Origin of the sequence: Erwinia sp. STN24, from assembly GCF_041320675.1 — a bacterium.
GTDB lineage: Bacteria > Pseudomonadota > Gammaproteobacteria > Enterobacterales > Enterobacteriaceae > Erwinia > Erwinia aeris.
The window spans coordinates 1,224,661-1,239,796 of record NZ_JBGGPM010000001.1; the positions used below are offsets into that span (position 1 = coordinate 1,224,661).

Below are 15,136 nucleotides of genomic sequence, written 5' to 3' on the forward strand. Positions count from 1 at the left end.
TCGCCCCACTTTATTGCCAGCGGAATCTTTCAGTGTCTTCTTCTTCACGCGTGTACTTCCCGGATCTTTTCTTAAATCAGATGCGCGAGCTGCTGCCCGACAGCGCCGGGTTCGAGCAGTTTATTGCCTTCAGCCAGCAGCCGCTGCGCCGCAGCCTGCGCGTTAATACCTTGAAAATCAGCGTTGAGGCGTTTCTGGCGCTGGTCGAGCCTTATCAATGGGCGCTGACGCCCGTCCCCTGGTGTAAGGAAGGGTTCTGGATCAGCCGTAACGATGCCGACACGCTGCCTTTAGGCAGTACGGCGGAACATCTGGCGGGGCTGTTTTATATTCAGGAAGCCAGTTCCATGCTGCCGGTAACCGCGCTGTTTGCCGGTTCGCCCGCGCCGGAACGCGTAATGGACATGGCCGCCGCGCCGGGATCTAAAACCACCCAGATTGCCGCCTTGATGAATAACAAGGGCGCGCTTCTCGCCAACGAATACTCCGCCAGCCGGGTCAAGGTGCTGCACGCCAACATCAGCCGCTGCGGCGTCAGCAATACGGCGATCGCCCATTTCGACGGCCGCGTCTTCGGGCCGGCGCTGCCGGAAACCTTCGACGCCATTTTGCTGGATGCGCCCTGCTCTGGCGAAGGCGTAATCCGTAAGGACGCCGACGCGCTGCGCAACTGGTCGCCGGAAAGCACCGAGGCGATTGCCGCCACTCAGCACGATTTAATCGATAGCGCCTTTCATGCCCTTAAACCCGGCGGGACGCTGGTCTATTCCACCTGCACCCTGAACCGCAGCGAAAATCAGCAGGTCATCGCCTGGCTGCTGGCGCGCTATCCGGACGCCGTTGCCATCGAACCTTTAGACGACCTGTTTGCCGGCGCCGAACGGGCCAGCACCCCGGAAGGCTTTTTGCACGTTTTCCCACATATCTTTGACAGTGAAGGCTTCTTTGTCGCGCGACTGCGCAAAACAGCGGGCGTGCCGCCCATGCCCGCGCCGGGTTATAAACTGGGTAAGCTGCCTTTTACGCCGGTAAAACGTAAAGATGAGCAGGAAATTACGGCCGCTGCCGCTAAATCAGGGCTGGCGTGGGACAGCGCTGCCCATGCGCTTTGGCAGCGTGATAAGGAGCTCTGGCTGTTTCCGCGCGCCGTGGAGCCGCTGCTGGGCCGGGTTCGCTTTTCGCGTATCGGCCTGAAGCTGGCTGAAACCTTTGCCAAAGGCTATCGCTGGCAGCACGAAGCGGTTATCGCTCTGACGCAGCCGCAGGCGTCAAATCGTTTTGAGCTGACGCTGGCGGAAGCCGAAGAGTGGTATCGCGGACGGGACATTTATCCTGAGCGTGCGCTGCCCGCCGACGAAGTGATTGTCACCTGTCAACAGCAGCCGATTGGCCTGGCAAAGAAAGTATCGAGCCGGATTAAAAACAGCTACCCGCGGGAGCTGGTGCGGGACGGCAAGCTGTTCTCCTGAGCATTACTGTACCTGCACCATTGTGAGCCGGTTGCCGAATACGGCGCCGGTATCGATAAAGTGCAAATTCGCCGCACTCAGCGGCTTGCTTAGCGGCGTGTGGCCAAAATAGAAAGCGTCCGCGCCGCTGATGGCCTTGCCCTTTCCTTGCTGTACCTGTTCAACGCGGCTGCGGCTCCAGACGACCTTAAAAGGATCGACTGCTGCCTCCCACGCATAGCGTTCGGCCGGATAGTCGGCATGAGCGACCACCACCACGCTATTTTCCAGTTCCAGATGAATAATTAAGGGCATCAGGCGACAACGGCTGAGCGCATGTTTCGCCTCAATCATTTTCATGCCTTCCAGCTTATAGAACCAGTCGCCGCCGTTGCCGATCCACTGCTGATGATCGCCCCGCGTCAGCGCCCCGATAGCCATCTCTTCATGATTGCCGCGCACGCTGCGAAACCAGGGCTTATTCAACAGCGCCACGCAGCCAGGGCTGTCCGGGCCACGATCGATCAAATCGCCTACGGCTATCAGCAGATCCTGCCCGGCATCGAATCGCTGAGCCTCTAACTCTTCGTGCAGCATGGCGAGACAGCCATGAATATCACCCACAATATAGATATGCCGCCACGCCGTGCCGTTAAGGTATTGATACACCATAGTTGCATCCTGAAGGAAAAATGACTGGAATGTTTACGAAATGTTCAGTTAACAGGCTCTAAAGTATAGTCTGTTAACTTATCAGGGAGCGGCAATAACATGGAAACAGATCAACAGTTCAGTCTGATGCTGGCACTGGTTATCATCGGCGGCGCCTTGCTGCTGGAAGTCTTATTCAGGGCGCTGCATTTAGTGTTTATCGGCTAGCTGCCTTTTAGCGCCCGTGGATTTTTGCGCAGGGAGGCAGACCAGTTAAACTCTTTGACTTCGCTTTCTTTGGCGGCGGCGGGCTTGCGTGGTTTTTTAGCCACGACGGCTTTGCTGGTCTCTTTGATGACGCGATCCTTCATTACCAGCCGTTTGGCCTCTTTCAGGATCTCTTTTTCTTCTTTTTGCGAAGGAACATGGCCTTTTTTCAGCGTGAGGGCTTTCACTTTAGCGTCAATCAGCTCTTTTTCGCTGTCGGTAAACTGATCGATCGAAATCTCTTTGCTACTTTTCATCAGGCTTGCTCCTGCCAGTACGCCAGACGCGTAAATCGCGTGGCGTGGAAACGGCAGCGTAGAGCTTTCATCTCTGATAAACAAGCCTGAAAGGTAAAGTATCGTGTTGAAAAGCACTTTACCCGGCACCAGAAGAATAAACGTTCGGCGTTTATTCACCCTTATCCAGGGCTTTTTCATAATAACGCGCTAGCGGGCCCGGAGTCAGTACCGATCCTACTCCAGCCAGAATCGTTACCAGGCGGCAGATTTATTTGCTTAAGCGCGCGTCAGCCGTTAAACCACTGCCAAAAACGTACAGCATCCTGCCACAGCGCGACTATACCCCGAATAATAAAAATCCAGGTAAGCAGCAGAAAAGGATGGAAGATGAGATCGTGGGCTGGCAGGCAAGTATGCGACAGAAAAAAGAAAATGGTTATCAGGCTGCCGTAGTAACAGACCCGATATTTGCGGCTATGTTTCATTGCACTCTCCTTTGCAAGGCGCTTTTCCTTTTTTCAGAAGCTAAAGAATAGCGCTGTCCACAACCCTAAAGCAATCGTATAACCTGCGGGCATCAGGCCCGCAGCGGGCCTGAGTAAACCTTATTTTTCCTGATAAGGATCTTTTTTATCTGCCTGGCTATCATCGCGAGTCCGCGGCACTTCACCGTGTTCATCAGGCGCATCCTTGGCCGGATAATCGTCTTCCTCGTAAGCATTACCAGCCGAAGGCGCGGCTTCCGGCAGACCTTTATGCACGTCGCCTTCATCTTTACGTTCTTTATTCGTTTCATGTTTAAACATAACTGCCTCCTTTAGTTTGCAGTTAGTTAAGTGTAGTAGAGGATTTTTCTGTCACCGTCCGATAAAGAAGCAGGAAAATTTTTCCGCTCTGTTTTTGTCAGGCCGCTGCTGGCAATCAACAAACGCCAGGCTACGCTTAAGGCTCTGAATCTTTTTCAACCCACGGAAAATATTATGAAAAATTGCACTAAAGGTCTTATCGCTCTGCTGGCCGTTTTATCCCTGGCGGGTTGTATGAATCGCAGCAGCGCGGTAGGTAACGACGGCCGTCCTCATGCACCAAGCGCGCAGTCCGTGCCGGGCGGTACGCTGGGCGCAGGCCCGGTAGGTCAGCCGCAGTCGTAATCAAGGCCGTTACGCTTTTCGATACCGGCTTCCCGCCGGTATTATTTTGCAGCAGCGTCTCTCCTTTCCCTGTTTGATGAGTTAAAACAGGCCGATAATCCAGACCGCTTAATACGGGATGCGGCCCTTATTTCCGGGATAGTTTGACCCTGTTAAATTGATAGCTTACTTTGCGCCTGCTGCGGCAAAAATAAGCCCCGGCTCGGTGGCCAGGGCGTTCACGCTATTTTAAGCCAGCCGGAAGCCGGGCTGTGTTTCAGAAATAGTCCGTGCGCACGTTAATTAAATACGCAGCGACGGCCAGAAGGCGTGCCGATAACGCGTGACATGCGCTGACAAACCACCTCAACCTGACTGCCCTTCTTGAGCGTTAAAGCCGTGTTTTTCTCAGAATCCTGCATCTCCATACTGGCGGCCATAAACTGATTCGGGGTTTTCAGTCTGATAATAATGGCATTGGTAAAATCTTTATCGATAGACTGTACCGTGCCCGTTACGGCAATAAGTTTCCCTTTCATCGCCTCATCTGTGGCAACTTCGTTTGCTTCATAATCTTTAAAAAGTTTAGTGGCGGAAACATGGTAAACCTCTTTTTGCGGTGAAGAGGATGCTGTCGCGCCACCCTGCTGCGCCTGGCCGGTATTTGCCGCGTTTTTACTCTGCTCGCTGGGGCCGGTAAGCGCGCGAACCACAATTAGCGCAACGATAATGAAGAACACCCATTTTACTACTTTTTTCATTTTTTATTCCTTGTTAAAAAACACCATGTGTTTAAAAAACAGACCAGCCGTTACTCATATTGGCAGGCTGAAACTACAATAGTCAGAGGCTCTTATCGGCAACAGAATTGAAAAAATTAGGTTAAGTAGCAAAAAAATGCGTATGGCGATTGCACTAACGGATGGTGCCAGTACCGCAAACGATTAATTTGTACTCGTAGACGCTTTGTTTAAATTATCAGCATTACTATGGAAACTGGCATTATTAAAAGGAACTTAAAATATTAATGAAATATATTGCGCTGGTGAGCCTTTCCCTTACCCTTGCGGCATGCTCAAACCCACAGCCTCAGGACAAGACGCCTTCCCTGAAAATTTGCAAAGGGTTTGGCTGTGATAGCCTTCCGGGGAAAACCCCCAGCAGGGCCGATACACACAGGCCGACAAAAGATGAAAAAATTCGGGCAAGACGAGGAGAATCACCTGATTTTGGTTCGGAGGAGTTAAACGTAGGGGGCCGTTTTCCCTGGTAATAATTGTACGGAAGACCCACTTCTTTGCTTAACGCGATGTCCTTTTTACCCGCTGTGTTATCCCGAAAGTACATCATAAATACTTTTTCAGGCAGCCGACGCATAAAGCAAGCCCGGCAGATAGCTGAGGCTTGCTTCTGCCAGGCAACTAACTGCATTTTTCCTGACGCTGCCGCGAGGGATGGATGAGCTGCCATCACGCCATCACGCCAGTCGACAAAAAAAAAGCTTTCGGGCATTATTCAATATGGTAGCCGAATATACAGCTACCACTATGCATTAAACAATGCAGCATTACAGTCTTCAGCCGATAAAAAACCCAGCGCTTCGGCTGGGTTAGACTGTACGTGCTGCGCGATTACTTCACGTCATTCTCTTCCTGTAGCTCAAAAAAACGGCGCCTGAACGCCATAGGATCCTTTATATATTTTATAGGGGCACGGGATGCACCTACATCGCAAATAATTAAAGAACCATAGCCGAGAATACGGCCTGCGATACTTTGTTTTATTTGCAGACTGGAAACCTTATTCAACCCTATCTCGATTGTATCTCGCTTGATAATACCAGTTTTAGCAATTACGCGCCTGTCCGTTATCCCGGCTTCGTTAGAACGTATTACAAAATAGCCAAAAGGTATCAACAACAATCCTAAACCTGCCGTAATAGCGCCTAAAAGAACACCCCAAATCACCCAGGGCAGTAAGGCCCATAATGTTACCTCACCGCGATAAAGCAGCGTTTCGTTTTTGATAAGATTAGCATCGATGTAAGCCATGGCTTTATAAGTCCCTTATGAGTCATTGCAGAATAGCATCCTATCACCCCCGCTATAAACTGGATAATTTATTTCTTTTTTTCCTTTAAAAAATAATTAAGTTATACATTTAAAAAAAAGTCCGGCAACCTTAATTCAACGTAATTCTGGCACGCGAGAGTGGCCGGGCTGAATCACGTTGCCGTACTACGCTCAAATTAAGGCATTACTGACCGCGTGCATGAAGTACGTGCAGACCGTTGATACCGGCACGCCGGATATTGTCTGACCGTGAAAGCCAGCATGATACCAATCCCCGCCCGGCGGGGATTATCTGATAAACATACCTGATGCCGGGATGTTTAATTCTGCCACGTAATCATTTCATCCAGCCTTTTCAGTATCTCAGGAAAATAACTTTCGTTGATACTGAAATCTCCTTTAACCCGGACACTGTCAGCATGTGCTTCTGGTCTAAGAACATACTCAATAATCACACTATCAACATCATTCAGTTTCCTGAGTACCAGATCTAATTGATGGCGTTCACTACGAAATTCAAAAGGCTTTATATCACTTTGCGCGATTAATGCTTCGTAATGTGTAGAGAAAATATCGCGTAATATTTTTAGTTCTCCGATAGTGAACTCAGTCTGAAATTGCGATTTCAAACCCTCTACTGAGAACTCAATCCAACATTGGATCCAGTCCCATAAATGTTCAATTGGATCTGCCTCCCTGTCAGGTACGCGCTCAAAGGGAGAAATTGTGAAAGTGAAATTATCGTTTCTGAAGTCAAACATATAAACGTTCCTGTCAGTTTGTTAAAAATACATAAAATGAAAAATTGTCTAGTCTGATTCCCGAACGATAATTTCAAGCTTGTATTTTTTGTATATATTCCCCGGTAGTTTTATCAAGACGCAGTTAACATTTCTGTTTCGTATCTGAACATGCCTTTTCCCTTGCGAGGATCGGCCATGTGAGTGCCATAGCGAATGGCTCTCTCCTGAATCTGCAAAGGCACATACCGGCCCGGTTCATACATGTGCTTTGCCGCAGTTTCGGTCATTTTAAGGTTACGAGCGTGCAGCCCAATTTTTAGCCTGCCACGTAACAGGGATACCGTACTCTGACTAATTGTTGCTGAAATCGCCGCGCGCGTACCCGATTCAAATAAAACACGACCTGTTCGGAAAATGCCAAATGCAACCAGTGCAATCTCTATCGGATCAATTAGCGGTGATTCAAGCGGAGCCTCTTCCAGGCGCACAAAATCCCCCTGTACGTCATAAATTTTACATAGCCCAGGTGCCTGAGCCACCGTATATCCGATACACATGCCGCTTGCTTCGTCCGTAATCGGTTTTGCATTACGGGGTAAATTATTGGGGCGAAGCTCAAAAAATTCTCCCTGAGGCAATCTTGACTCAAAGATGTAATACCGTCCTGGTTCCTGTCTTTCTGCCATTGCTGAAATCATCTTCGTTCCCTCTTTTCAATGATGGCTTTTTATAGTGCCACAGGAAGATAAAACGATCATTCCCCGTTAATTGTCCGCCCATCAACCAGCAAACCCTAATCGAATGCACCGCCCCGCCCGAGCGCCCCCATTTAACGGAGTGTGCCAAATGTCCGATTACCATTACGGTGTCCGCCTCGTTGAAATCAATGACGGCATGCGCACTATTTCCACCGTCTCCACGGCGTTTGACGGGCAGGTCTGTACCGCCGACGACGCCGACTCTACTGCTCAACACGTCGGTACTGTTAATCAACGTGCAGGCCGGTATCGTAAAAGCCGGTAAAACAAGCACTCTGGCCGCGCCCCTCCAGGCGATTAACGACCGGTCAAAAGCCGTTACCAGAAGGCCAAATGAGCCACGTTTTGCGTCATAGCTTTGCCAGCCACTTTATGATGGCCGGTGGCAATATTGTAGTACTGCAGCGCATCCTGGGGCATTTCGATATCAGGGTAACTATGCGTAATGCACACTTTGCGCCTGACCATTTGGAAGAGGCCATAACCAATATTCCACTGGCAAGAATGGCGCTAAAAAGTGACTACAAAGTGGCTTCATAGGTTCTTACAAGGGGTAATAGGGTACAACAGGGCTGGGCATAAATGATTGATTTATCTATAAGTTACTGTTTCAAAATCCTAAACAAAAAAAGACCAAATACTAAACTAAACATTTAAAATCAATAGTTTAATGAAGACAGTGGCGATAAAAAGGCTACTATCTTCACTATAACCAGTACTATATCACTGCATATTTTCTGAATACGATAAATGATGTCACAGCTTACTGCTTGCATGCATAGCAATAGTCCTCATTTCAAATAGCCAATTATAAAACGCAAATGTATTTGACCCTCTAAGAAAAGACCATGCAAGATCAGAGGGTTTTTTCAAATGTGATATACTATAGTGAAGTACCATTTCATTAGAAAGTTCACTGATAGTTTCGACATTCTTATGAGCACATGCATTTCTTGCTTTTTGTAAATGATTAATAGATGTTAGCCCCATACCAAAAGCTGTTAATAATTGATTTTGATTAACAGTACCTATCGCTTGTATGATATCAAGCATGACATTTAAATCCCCCCAAGTTGGTTCGTAGCGCATCAGAAAACCATGATGCCCATTAATTTTTGCACTACCAATATTTTTCCTAGATTTGGCCTCATATCCTATTCGCTTCCAAGTATTATCATTTGAGGAGTTTCTCTTGGCTATGATTGCACCATCGAGGCACTCCCCACCTCGACAAGAGGTATGAGCAACATTTCTACAATATAAGCACCATGTTTGCCAAATATCAGACATCAGGCTCTCAGTTAACCTATCAAAAGTCCAGTTATCTAATGATGGCCTTAAAGATCGCAGTTCATCAATTCTTGTTTCATGAACTGCACAGCGCGATATTAAAGCTTGATATATTTTTTTCATTTATCATCCTTAAATGATGGCCTTAATAATCTCCTCAGTTCTCACATTTCGCTGATGTTGCTTAGTAGTAGTTGATAGGCATGCTTCAACATATTCTTTCAAATTACCGCTAACATCTTGTGTTTCATGTGCATCTGAGAGCACCTGCAATTTAGGGATGATTGCCTGCACATCCGGCCTATAATTAACGTTTGGACTAAACCCAATTTTTTTCTCGAAGACATCACTTCCTGGGAAACCATATTTGACGGAGATATAGGCACAAAAAAGAGAATGCACGACATAAGATTTCATCATGAAGCTTTCGCTTAGATCAGATAAGTCATGTTTTAAGAAATTGAAAAATGCATCAAGCATATCACTGAACCTTGGTTCCTCAATGAAGTGTTCATCAAAAGCTTTGTACATCCGCTCAACATCGGATGTATTCCTGCTTACAATGCCTCTTTCGAATACAATTGCTAGTTCAGATATAAAATCTGCATCTCCCATTCTCGATAGTACTTTTGGAGTAAGAATATTATATTTTTCAAGCAGCTCTGAATAAAGCCCAGCTTTTTCTACAATAAACCACTTATAAACGCCTTGATAAGTAGCATGCCTTTTTTCCGCTGAGGTCAGAGGTGAAGTGTAAGCATTCATACGCCTAAACATTTCAAGAAGCTCTCCTCTGGTCGCAGCATAAATTGTCGATGTTTCTATTTGAAAACTTATAAATTTCTGTTTTACAACTTCAGGTAAATCGTCAAACCTCATACCAGAGTAGCGTTTTGATGAACTTGTAAGCTGGAATTTATTTTTATAAAAATCCTGTATTGTTGTTACGCGCTGCTGGCCATCAACAACTTCTTTAATAGGTCTATTTGTTTTCCCATCAAAAACTTGATACAGGTAAATCTTAGGAAACGGATATTCTTCCAATATAGTGTCAATAAAATAACTTTTGGCAGAAGCGGGCCAAATTCCGTTACCCCTTTGATAATCTTTATTGATTACAAGCTCCTTGCGTTCAATTGAACTAATTAAGTCAATTAAAGTTACTTGTCCAACGCTAGTATTCATTTTTCGCCTCTAACTTATTGATAAAATAAAATGATGTAAAAAAACCTGAAACGACATATCTACAAGAATTGTACCATCGCATACTTCCCTCTAAGGGTTATAGTCAATTGTCAAAATCACCTTCCCTGTAGTTGTTACTTCATCCGCACCACAAGTAAAGTTAGAACCTTTGCTTAAAACAGTGATTCTCTTGCCAGGTAGTAGCGTAATATCATAAACATCATACTTGTTGTCGATACCCAGTAACCATCGCCCGTTACTAATATCAACCATAGCTAAATCAACGATCCACGAAGAGGAATTACTAAACAGAAATATTGGCTCGTCTATAGAGTGAGGGATAAATCTCAGATCAATATTCCATTGGCCTGCATCGTGCAATACACCCGCCGCAAGATTTTTACGCGGAATTAGAGTGTTACCCGGGAGTGATGAATTCTCAGCGAACTGCATCCCCTTTCCCGTAGCCAGCCACTGTAACGACACCCCCGTATCTAGAGCACATGCAACAACTACATCGCCGGGGAAGTAATCTCTGCGAATCCATGTACTCACTGTACCCGAAGAAATTTGCAAGAGATCACAAAGTTGCTTTTGGAGAGTAAATCCATAGGCGTCTAGGATTCTCCGTAGTACCGGCTTACCACCATTGGACATAATCTCGTCATATAAGGCCTTACCCTTACCAAGCGTTTGAGGCACTTCATAACTTGCTTTTGCAAGCTCACCTGTCACAAGCCAATTAACATCACTTCCTGTGTCAAGTGCACATTGCACGATGACATTACCTGGAACCTGCCCACGCTGTAACCAGCTGGCGACATTGCTCTTAGCAATCCCAAGCTTTTCGCTAAGGTCTTTCTGCATAGTAAAGCCATAAGCAGAGAGAATCCGTTCCAATACATCCGCCGCGACGGCGCTTTCAAGACGCATATATTTACCTGAAATCGCAAATTTACGTTTACAGTTAAAATAAAGCGATCTAAAGTAGCTACACACCACATGCAACACGATAGAACACGTTATACCAACTGGAGATACTGCAATATGCATACTGAAAATGCAAACAGCCAAAACGCATTTGACCCTGAGCAGTCACAAGAATTCATTGCTCAGATTACGACTGCTCTGATGCCTGCACTTAGCGTAGCCGTTTACGCTGCCGTAGACCGTGCCATAACCCTTAACACCTCGCCTACCATGTCTAAGGAAGATTTCGCAGCAGCTAATGGCATCAGCAAATCCGTGCTGGAAAAATGGATTGCCAACGGCGTCATACTCTTAGCCCCTACCCCTACCAGTACTGTCACACGCATTATCAAATGTAAAAAGACTGGCAGGACACGCACTGACGTAATGGAAAAGCACGGCAATGCTCTGGTTAATGTTGCCGCATGGCGTGAAAAGAACCGTCAGCAAGCCCTCAATTGTCGCTATATCAAACCATAACTTGATTATGCAAGCTCAAGGATCGGTAGCCATGTTTGATTTTCAAGTTTCTCAACAATCCCATTTCGAAAATGCGTGCCGTGCTTTTGCTGCGCGCCACAACATTCGTGAGCTGGCGGACAAAGTTGGTATGAACCAGCAGACCCTCCGCAATAAGCTTAACCCTGACCAGATGCATCAGCTAACAGCACCAGAAATCGCTGTACTTACTGATGTCACTGAAGACGCAACGCTGATTGATGGTTTGCTGGCACAAATGAAGTGCTTACCGGCAATACCAATGAATGAAGCTAAGGCCGAACGAATGACCCATTACGTAATGCAGGCTACGGCTGAATTAGGAAAAGTTGCCGCAGCGGCAGTATCAGGCGAACGCATGACGGCGTCGCGTACCAGCGCATTCATGGAAAACGTAAATGCCGGCATTCGCTGTCTCTCGCTAATCGGTCTGAGCGTCCACGCCCGCGTGCACTCAAATCCTGCTCTTGCTACTACCGTAGATGCGATCAGCGGCATTAACGCTTCGATGGGGCTGAGCTAACGCTATGACAACAGTATCTATGGCTTCATTTCTGAAGCGTCAAAGCCCTTCAGTGTCCTACGGCCATGGCTGGATCATGGGTGAGGACGGGAAACGCTGGCACCCTGTGTTTTGTACTAAGAATTCTGCTGTAAACAGTACAAAGTTGAAAAAGGTAAATCATGGCTATCGAAGCTGAAGCAGCACTGGCTGAAATAAAAACGGGTACGAGAGTGGCCGGACTGAATCACGTTGCCGAACTGCGTTCAAAATTTTGGGGCAACGACTGCGGAAAAGATATCACCCGCTTTTTTGATGAAATGCGCGATACCACTGACCGGAACTATCAGGAAAACAAGCGGGCATTAAGCGCCATTTTCTATCTGGCGAATATTCGGACTGAGCGGCATGAGCTTGATTTCAGTGAGCTGACCACTGATGAAAGAAGCGCGCTTATCCGTGCGATGAACCATTTTCGTGCAGTTGTGAGCTTATTTCCCAAGAGAATGACTCTGCCCAACTAATCACCCTTTTTAAAAAAATGACGTCAACCCGTCGGGCATCGCTTTGCCCTAATACAGGAAATCGAGAATGAAAAATTATTCAGAAGAAGTGAAAATTGAAAGTTACGATCTACCGTTAAATACGATGCTAAACGATGCCCGAATGGAAGAGCGTCGTGCCCGTGCCGAAGTAATGGTTTCCCGCCTGGTTGTACTTGCCTGGAAAATCCGTAGTGGTGAATTACATCATACGGAAGCTGCTGAACTCCTGACCCAGGAGGCCGAAAAGTATCAAAATCAGGCGCAGGAGCTGCACTGATGGCCGACTCTATGGATCTGGTACAGCTACGCACTGAAGAAATGCTGGCGCGTAATATCGCCCAGGTAATTTATCGACCGGTAACGGTCAGTGCCTCTTTTTGCGAAGACTGCGATGCGCCCATTCCTGAAGCGCGTCGTCGCGCCGTCCAGGGCGTTACACGTTGCGTGGCCTGTCAGGAAATGGACGAGCTGCAAAGCAGGTATCGCCAGGGCAGCGCGCAATGATGCAGGAATACGCTTACCCGTGGAACGCTCCACGGGAAGCAATTGCCAGCCCTTACCGCACCTATGAAGAGGAGCACAGCCGCAGTCGAATGATTGCGGCTTTGTCACATGCGCAGAACTTACTCGAAAAGCAGCCGACGCTTGTACAGCTTGACATAAAGCGCCGCACCGGTGAGCTGGAGAAAATACATGGTACAGCCCGTGCCAATGCGTACTTAACGAAAACATTCGTTGAGCGCACATTGCCACGCGTTGAAAGCGTCAGCGCGCAGTATCGCCTCGGTGAAATGAATACCGGCACCTTTACGCTGCTGACCGGCAACGCCGATGATAAAACAGGCGCAGCCGGTGCGGCCGGGATGCTATGGGAGCTGATGAACCGTTTTAATCGCCTGCCGGATTTAGCCCGCGCCGACGTGGATTTGCTGGCCGGTGATATTGCCAGCTTTATCCTGGCGGAAATGGTGCAGGCGCACGGCCAGTCTGAGGATGAATCTGATTACAAATACACGCACCGGGTTTACATAACGGCCGCCTCCATCACGCGCGAACTGAAGCAGACCCCGCCGCTGTGGGAGAAAGTCACCTCGCGTATTTTCTGCCCGGAAGATGTGACGCCTGCGATCATGCGTATGCAGACTGAAAAATGGTGGAAAGGACGCCTGCGCCGAGTGGCTGCCTCATGGCGTGAACATTTGCAGATCGCACTCGCCAACGTCAGCAAAAAGCATACGCCTTACGCCAGCACAATGACCGTAAACGAGTGGCGCGAGCAGAAAAGCCGCACGCGTGAATTTCTGAAAGGCATGGAGCTGGAAGACGAGGAAGGCAACCGTATCAGCCTGATTGAAAAATACGACGGCAGCGTGGCAAACCCGGCGATCCGTCGCTGCGAGCTGATGACCCGCATCCGCGGCTTTGAAAATATCTGCAACGATATGGGCTTTGTCGGGGATTTCTACACGCTGACCGCGCCCGCACGGTATCACGCCACAATCAAGACCGGCTACCGCAACCGCAAATGGAGCGGGGCCAGCCCGGCGGAAACGCAGCGCTATCTCTGCAACGTCTGGCAGAAAGTCCGCGCCAAACTGCACCGGGAAGAGATCCGCATTTTCGGCATTCGCGTGGCCGAGCCGCATCACGACGGTACGCCACACTGGCATATGCTGATGTTCATGCGCCCGGAAGACGTGCAGCGTGTCCGGCAAGTAATCCGCGATTATGCGTATCAGCAGGACAGCTACGAACTGACCACGGACAAAGCCAGAAAGGCCCGCTTTCATGCTGAGGCTATCGATCCTGAGAAAGGCAGCGCGACGGGCTACGTGGCTAAATACATCTCCAAAAACATCGACGGCTACGCGCTTGACGGCGAGCTGGACGACGAAAGCGGCAAAGAGCTGAAAGATACCGCGCCCGCAGTGTCTGCCTGGGCGGCGCGTTGGCATATCCGCCAGTTCCAGTTTGTCGGCGGTGCGCCGGTAACGGTTTATCGTGAGCTGCGACGCATGGCCGACAGCGAAACGGCTCAGGGCTTAAGCGTTGAGTTTGCTGCCGCGCACGATGCTGCAGACGCGGGCAACTGGGCGGAATACGTCAACGCCCAGGGCGGCCCGTTCGTGAAGCGTGACGAGCTGGCCGTGCGCACCTGGTATCAGACGAGCGAGGACTGCAACGAGTACGGCGAGGAAACCGTGCGCATCAAGGGCGTTTACGCCACGTCAGTTGGTGAAGATATCCCGATCTTAACCCGCCTCGCACAGTGGAAGATTGTGCCAAAGCGCGCCGTTGACCGGGCCGTTGATTTTAAGGACGCGTCCGCGTCCTCTCGGAGTTCTGTCAATAACTGTACGGAAGGTTTGAGATCGCAGGATTCGAAACGGCCAGAAAGTGTTGGTGATCGTGACCTTTCAGCGTTAAGCCGCAAGGAACGTCGGCGGCTGTTAGCCAGAATAAGGGCTGATATACCGGAAAAGAGGCATCTTCAGCTACGCCGCTCTGACAAAACAGAGGCAGCGTGCGACAACGTGATCGGCCAGATACGCGATATTACCCGCGAAACCATCAGCCGGGCGGTCGCCGTGCGCCTTATTAGCGGTACAGAAACCAAAATCGACGGGCAGTGGTTCCGCAGTTCTGCCAGCGGTGAGCTTTTCAGGCCGAAAAAGCGCATAGAAGCGGAAAGTTTGTTAAGTAGGTTTGAGCGTCTCGCGTGCAGCGTAAAAGGTTGCGCAGAAACAGACTAAGCTGCCTGATAGCTCATAATAAGAGCAACAAATTTTAGTACCGAACGCTACTAAAGAAACTGAGGAAAATCCTTTTCAATCAGCCA

Annotated in this window: 22 protein-coding genes and 1 pseudogene; 11 read left to right on the top strand and 12 right to left on the bottom strand. The window is 48.6% G+C overall.

Features of this window, described 5'->3' with window-relative positions; genetic code table 11:
• Positions 1-32 precede the first annotated feature (32 nt).
• Positions 33-1,469 (top strand): 16S rRNA (cytosine(1407)-C(5))-methyltransferase RsmF, encoded by a 1,437-nt coding sequence (gene rsmF, locus ACA373_RS05850; protein ID WP_370734176.1) that lies wholly within the window; start codon positions 33-35, stop codon positions 1,467-1,469.
• A 3-nt stretch (positions 1,470-1,472) separates the two neighbouring features.
• Here rsmF and ACA373_RS05855 read toward each other — a convergent pair whose 3' ends face one another.
• From ACA373_RS05855 to ACA373_RS05870, 4 genes are all read right to left on the bottom strand, one after another.
• A complete protein-coding gene (locus ACA373_RS05855) occupies positions 1,473-2,120 on the bottom strand; it encodes a metallophosphoesterase (RefSeq protein ID WP_253460810.1) in 648 nt (215 codons plus the stop codon).
• Positions 2,121-2,323: 203 nt separating this feature from the next.
• Complete coding sequence (gene yjbD, locus ACA373_RS05860; protein WP_125287823.1) at positions 2,324-2,623, bottom strand: DUF3811 domain-containing protein; 300 nt, start codon at positions 2,621-2,623, stop codon at positions 2,324-2,326.
• A 269-nt stretch (positions 2,624-2,892) separates the two neighbouring features.
• Complete coding sequence (locus ACA373_RS05865) at positions 2,893-3,090, bottom strand: hypothetical protein (protein WP_253460807.1); 198 nt, start codon at positions 3,088-3,090, stop codon at positions 2,893-2,895.
• 120 nt (positions 3,091-3,210) lie between these two features.
• The gene (locus tag ACA373_RS05870; RefSeq protein WP_253460804.1) at positions 3,211-3,411 is read right to left on the bottom strand and encodes a hypothetical protein; all 201 of its coding nucleotides are present in this window, start codon (positions 3,409-3,411) and stop codon (positions 3,211-3,213) included.
• 174 nt (positions 3,412-3,585) lie between these two features.
• Between ACA373_RS05870 and ACA373_RS05875 the strand changes: the two genes are divergently transcribed.
• Positions 3,586-3,756, top strand: a complete 171-nt coding sequence (locus ACA373_RS05875) for a hypothetical protein (protein WP_253460801.1) — start codon at positions 3,586-3,588, stop codon at positions 3,754-3,756.
• 278 nt (positions 3,757-4,034) lie between these two features.
• Here ACA373_RS05875 and ACA373_RS05880 read toward each other — a convergent pair whose 3' ends face one another.
• The 5 genes from ACA373_RS05880 to ACA373_RS05900 form a co-directional block, all read right to left on the bottom strand.
• Positions 4,035-4,496: a hypothetical protein gene (locus ACA373_RS05880; RefSeq protein WP_370734178.1), complete on the bottom strand. Its 462-nt coding sequence runs from the start codon at positions 4,494-4,496 to the stop codon at positions 4,035-4,037.
• A gap of 328 nt (positions 4,497-4,824) precedes the next feature.
• Positions 4,825-5,247, bottom strand: a complete 423-nt coding sequence (locus ACA373_RS05885; RefSeq protein ID WP_370734179.1) for a hypothetical protein — start codon at positions 5,245-5,247, stop codon at positions 4,825-4,827.
• Between the two features lie 119 nt (positions 5,248-5,366).
• Positions 5,367-5,786 (bottom strand): PH domain-containing protein, encoded by a 420-nt coding sequence (locus ACA373_RS05890; protein ID WP_253460792.1) that lies wholly within the window; start codon positions 5,784-5,786, stop codon positions 5,367-5,369.
• A gap of 341 nt (positions 5,787-6,127) precedes the next feature.
• Positions 6,128-6,568, bottom strand: coding sequence for a hypothetical protein (locus tag ACA373_RS05895; protein ID WP_370734180.1), 441 nt, complete (start codon positions 6,566-6,568; stop codon positions 6,128-6,130).
• 113 nt (positions 6,569-6,681) lie between these two features.
• The gene (locus ACA373_RS05900; protein WP_370734181.1) at positions 6,682-7,248 is read right to left on the bottom strand and encodes a hypothetical protein; all 567 of its coding nucleotides are present in this window, start codon (positions 7,246-7,248) and stop codon (positions 6,682-6,684) included.
• 148 nt (positions 7,249-7,396) lie between these two features.
• Between ACA373_RS05900 and ACA373_RS05905 the strand changes: the two genes are divergently transcribed.
• Positions 7,397-7,573, top strand: coding sequence for a hypothetical protein (locus ACA373_RS05905; protein WP_370734182.1), 177 nt, complete (start codon positions 7,397-7,399; stop codon positions 7,571-7,573).
• A gap of 53 nt (positions 7,574-7,626) precedes the next feature.
• Positions 7,627-7,848, top strand: a pseudogene (locus ACA373_RS05910) (tyrosine-type recombinase/integrase); the annotation flags it as partial.
• A gap of 216 nt (positions 7,849-8,064) precedes the next feature.
• Here the strand turns inward: ACA373_RS05910 and ACA373_RS05915 are convergent.
• From ACA373_RS05915 to ACA373_RS05925, 3 genes are all read right to left on the bottom strand, one after another.
• Positions 8,065-8,721: a hypothetical protein gene (locus tag ACA373_RS05915; RefSeq protein ID WP_370734183.1), complete on the bottom strand. Its 657-nt coding sequence runs from the start codon at positions 8,719-8,721 to the stop codon at positions 8,065-8,067.
• A gap of 9 nt (positions 8,722-8,730) precedes the next feature.
• Entirely contained in the window at positions 8,731-9,783 is a 1,053-nt protein-coding gene (locus ACA373_RS05920) for a DUF262 domain-containing protein (RefSeq protein ID WP_370734184.1), read from the bottom strand.
• A 90-nt stretch (positions 9,784-9,873) separates the two neighbouring features.
• A complete protein-coding gene (locus tag ACA373_RS05925; RefSeq protein ID WP_370734185.1) occupies positions 9,874-10,716 on the bottom strand; it encodes a phage repressor protein CI in 843 nt (280 codons plus the stop codon).
• 114 nt (positions 10,717-10,830) lie between these two features.
• Here ACA373_RS05925 and ACA373_RS05930 point away from each other — a divergent pair, with 114 nt between their 5' ends.
• The 7 genes from ACA373_RS05930 to ACA373_RS05960 all read left to right on the top strand — a co-directional run bounded on the left by ACA373_RS05930 (position 10,831) and on the right by ACA373_RS05960 (position 15,050).
• The gene (locus ACA373_RS05930) at positions 10,831-11,232 is read left to right on the top strand and encodes a hypothetical protein (protein WP_370734186.1); all 402 of its coding nucleotides are present in this window, start codon (positions 10,831-10,833) and stop codon (positions 11,230-11,232) included.
• A gap of 31 nt (positions 11,233-11,263) precedes the next feature.
• Positions 11,264-11,773 carry a phage regulatory CII family protein gene (locus ACA373_RS05935; protein WP_370734187.1) on the top strand — a complete coding sequence of 170 codons (510 nt, stop codon included), beginning with the start codon at positions 11,264-11,266 and terminating at the stop codon, positions 11,771-11,773.
• Positions 11,774-11,777: 4 nt separating this feature from the next.
• Positions 11,778-11,951, top strand: a complete 174-nt coding sequence (locus tag ACA373_RS05940; protein WP_370734188.1) for a phage filamentation protein Fil family protein — start codon at positions 11,778-11,780, stop codon at positions 11,949-11,951.
• Positions 11,935-12,276, top strand: coding sequence for a DUF5347 domain-containing protein (locus tag ACA373_RS05945; RefSeq protein WP_370734189.1), 342 nt, complete (start codon positions 11,935-11,937; stop codon positions 12,274-12,276). Before ACA373_RS05940 ends, ACA373_RS05945 begins: the two co-directional genes overlap by 17 nt.
• A 67-nt stretch (positions 12,277-12,343) precedes the next feature.
• Positions 12,344-12,574 carry a DUF2732 family protein gene (locus ACA373_RS05950; RefSeq protein ID WP_370734190.1) on the top strand — a complete coding sequence of 77 codons (231 nt, stop codon included), beginning with the start codon at positions 12,344-12,346 and terminating at the stop codon, positions 12,572-12,574.
• The gene (locus ACA373_RS05955) at positions 12,574-12,801 is read left to right on the top strand and encodes a TraR/DksA family transcriptional regulator (protein WP_370734191.1); all 228 of its coding nucleotides are present in this window, start codon (positions 12,574-12,576) and stop codon (positions 12,799-12,801) included. The genes ACA373_RS05950 and ACA373_RS05955 overlap by 1 nt, the downstream gene beginning before the upstream one ends.
• Positions 12,801-15,050 carry a replication endonuclease gene (locus tag ACA373_RS05960; RefSeq protein WP_370734456.1) on the top strand — a complete coding sequence of 750 codons (2,250 nt, stop codon included), beginning with the start codon at positions 12,801-12,803 and terminating at the stop codon, positions 15,048-15,050. The genes ACA373_RS05955 and ACA373_RS05960 overlap by 1 nt, the downstream gene beginning before the upstream one ends.
• Positions 15,051-15,136 lie beyond the last annotated feature (86 nt).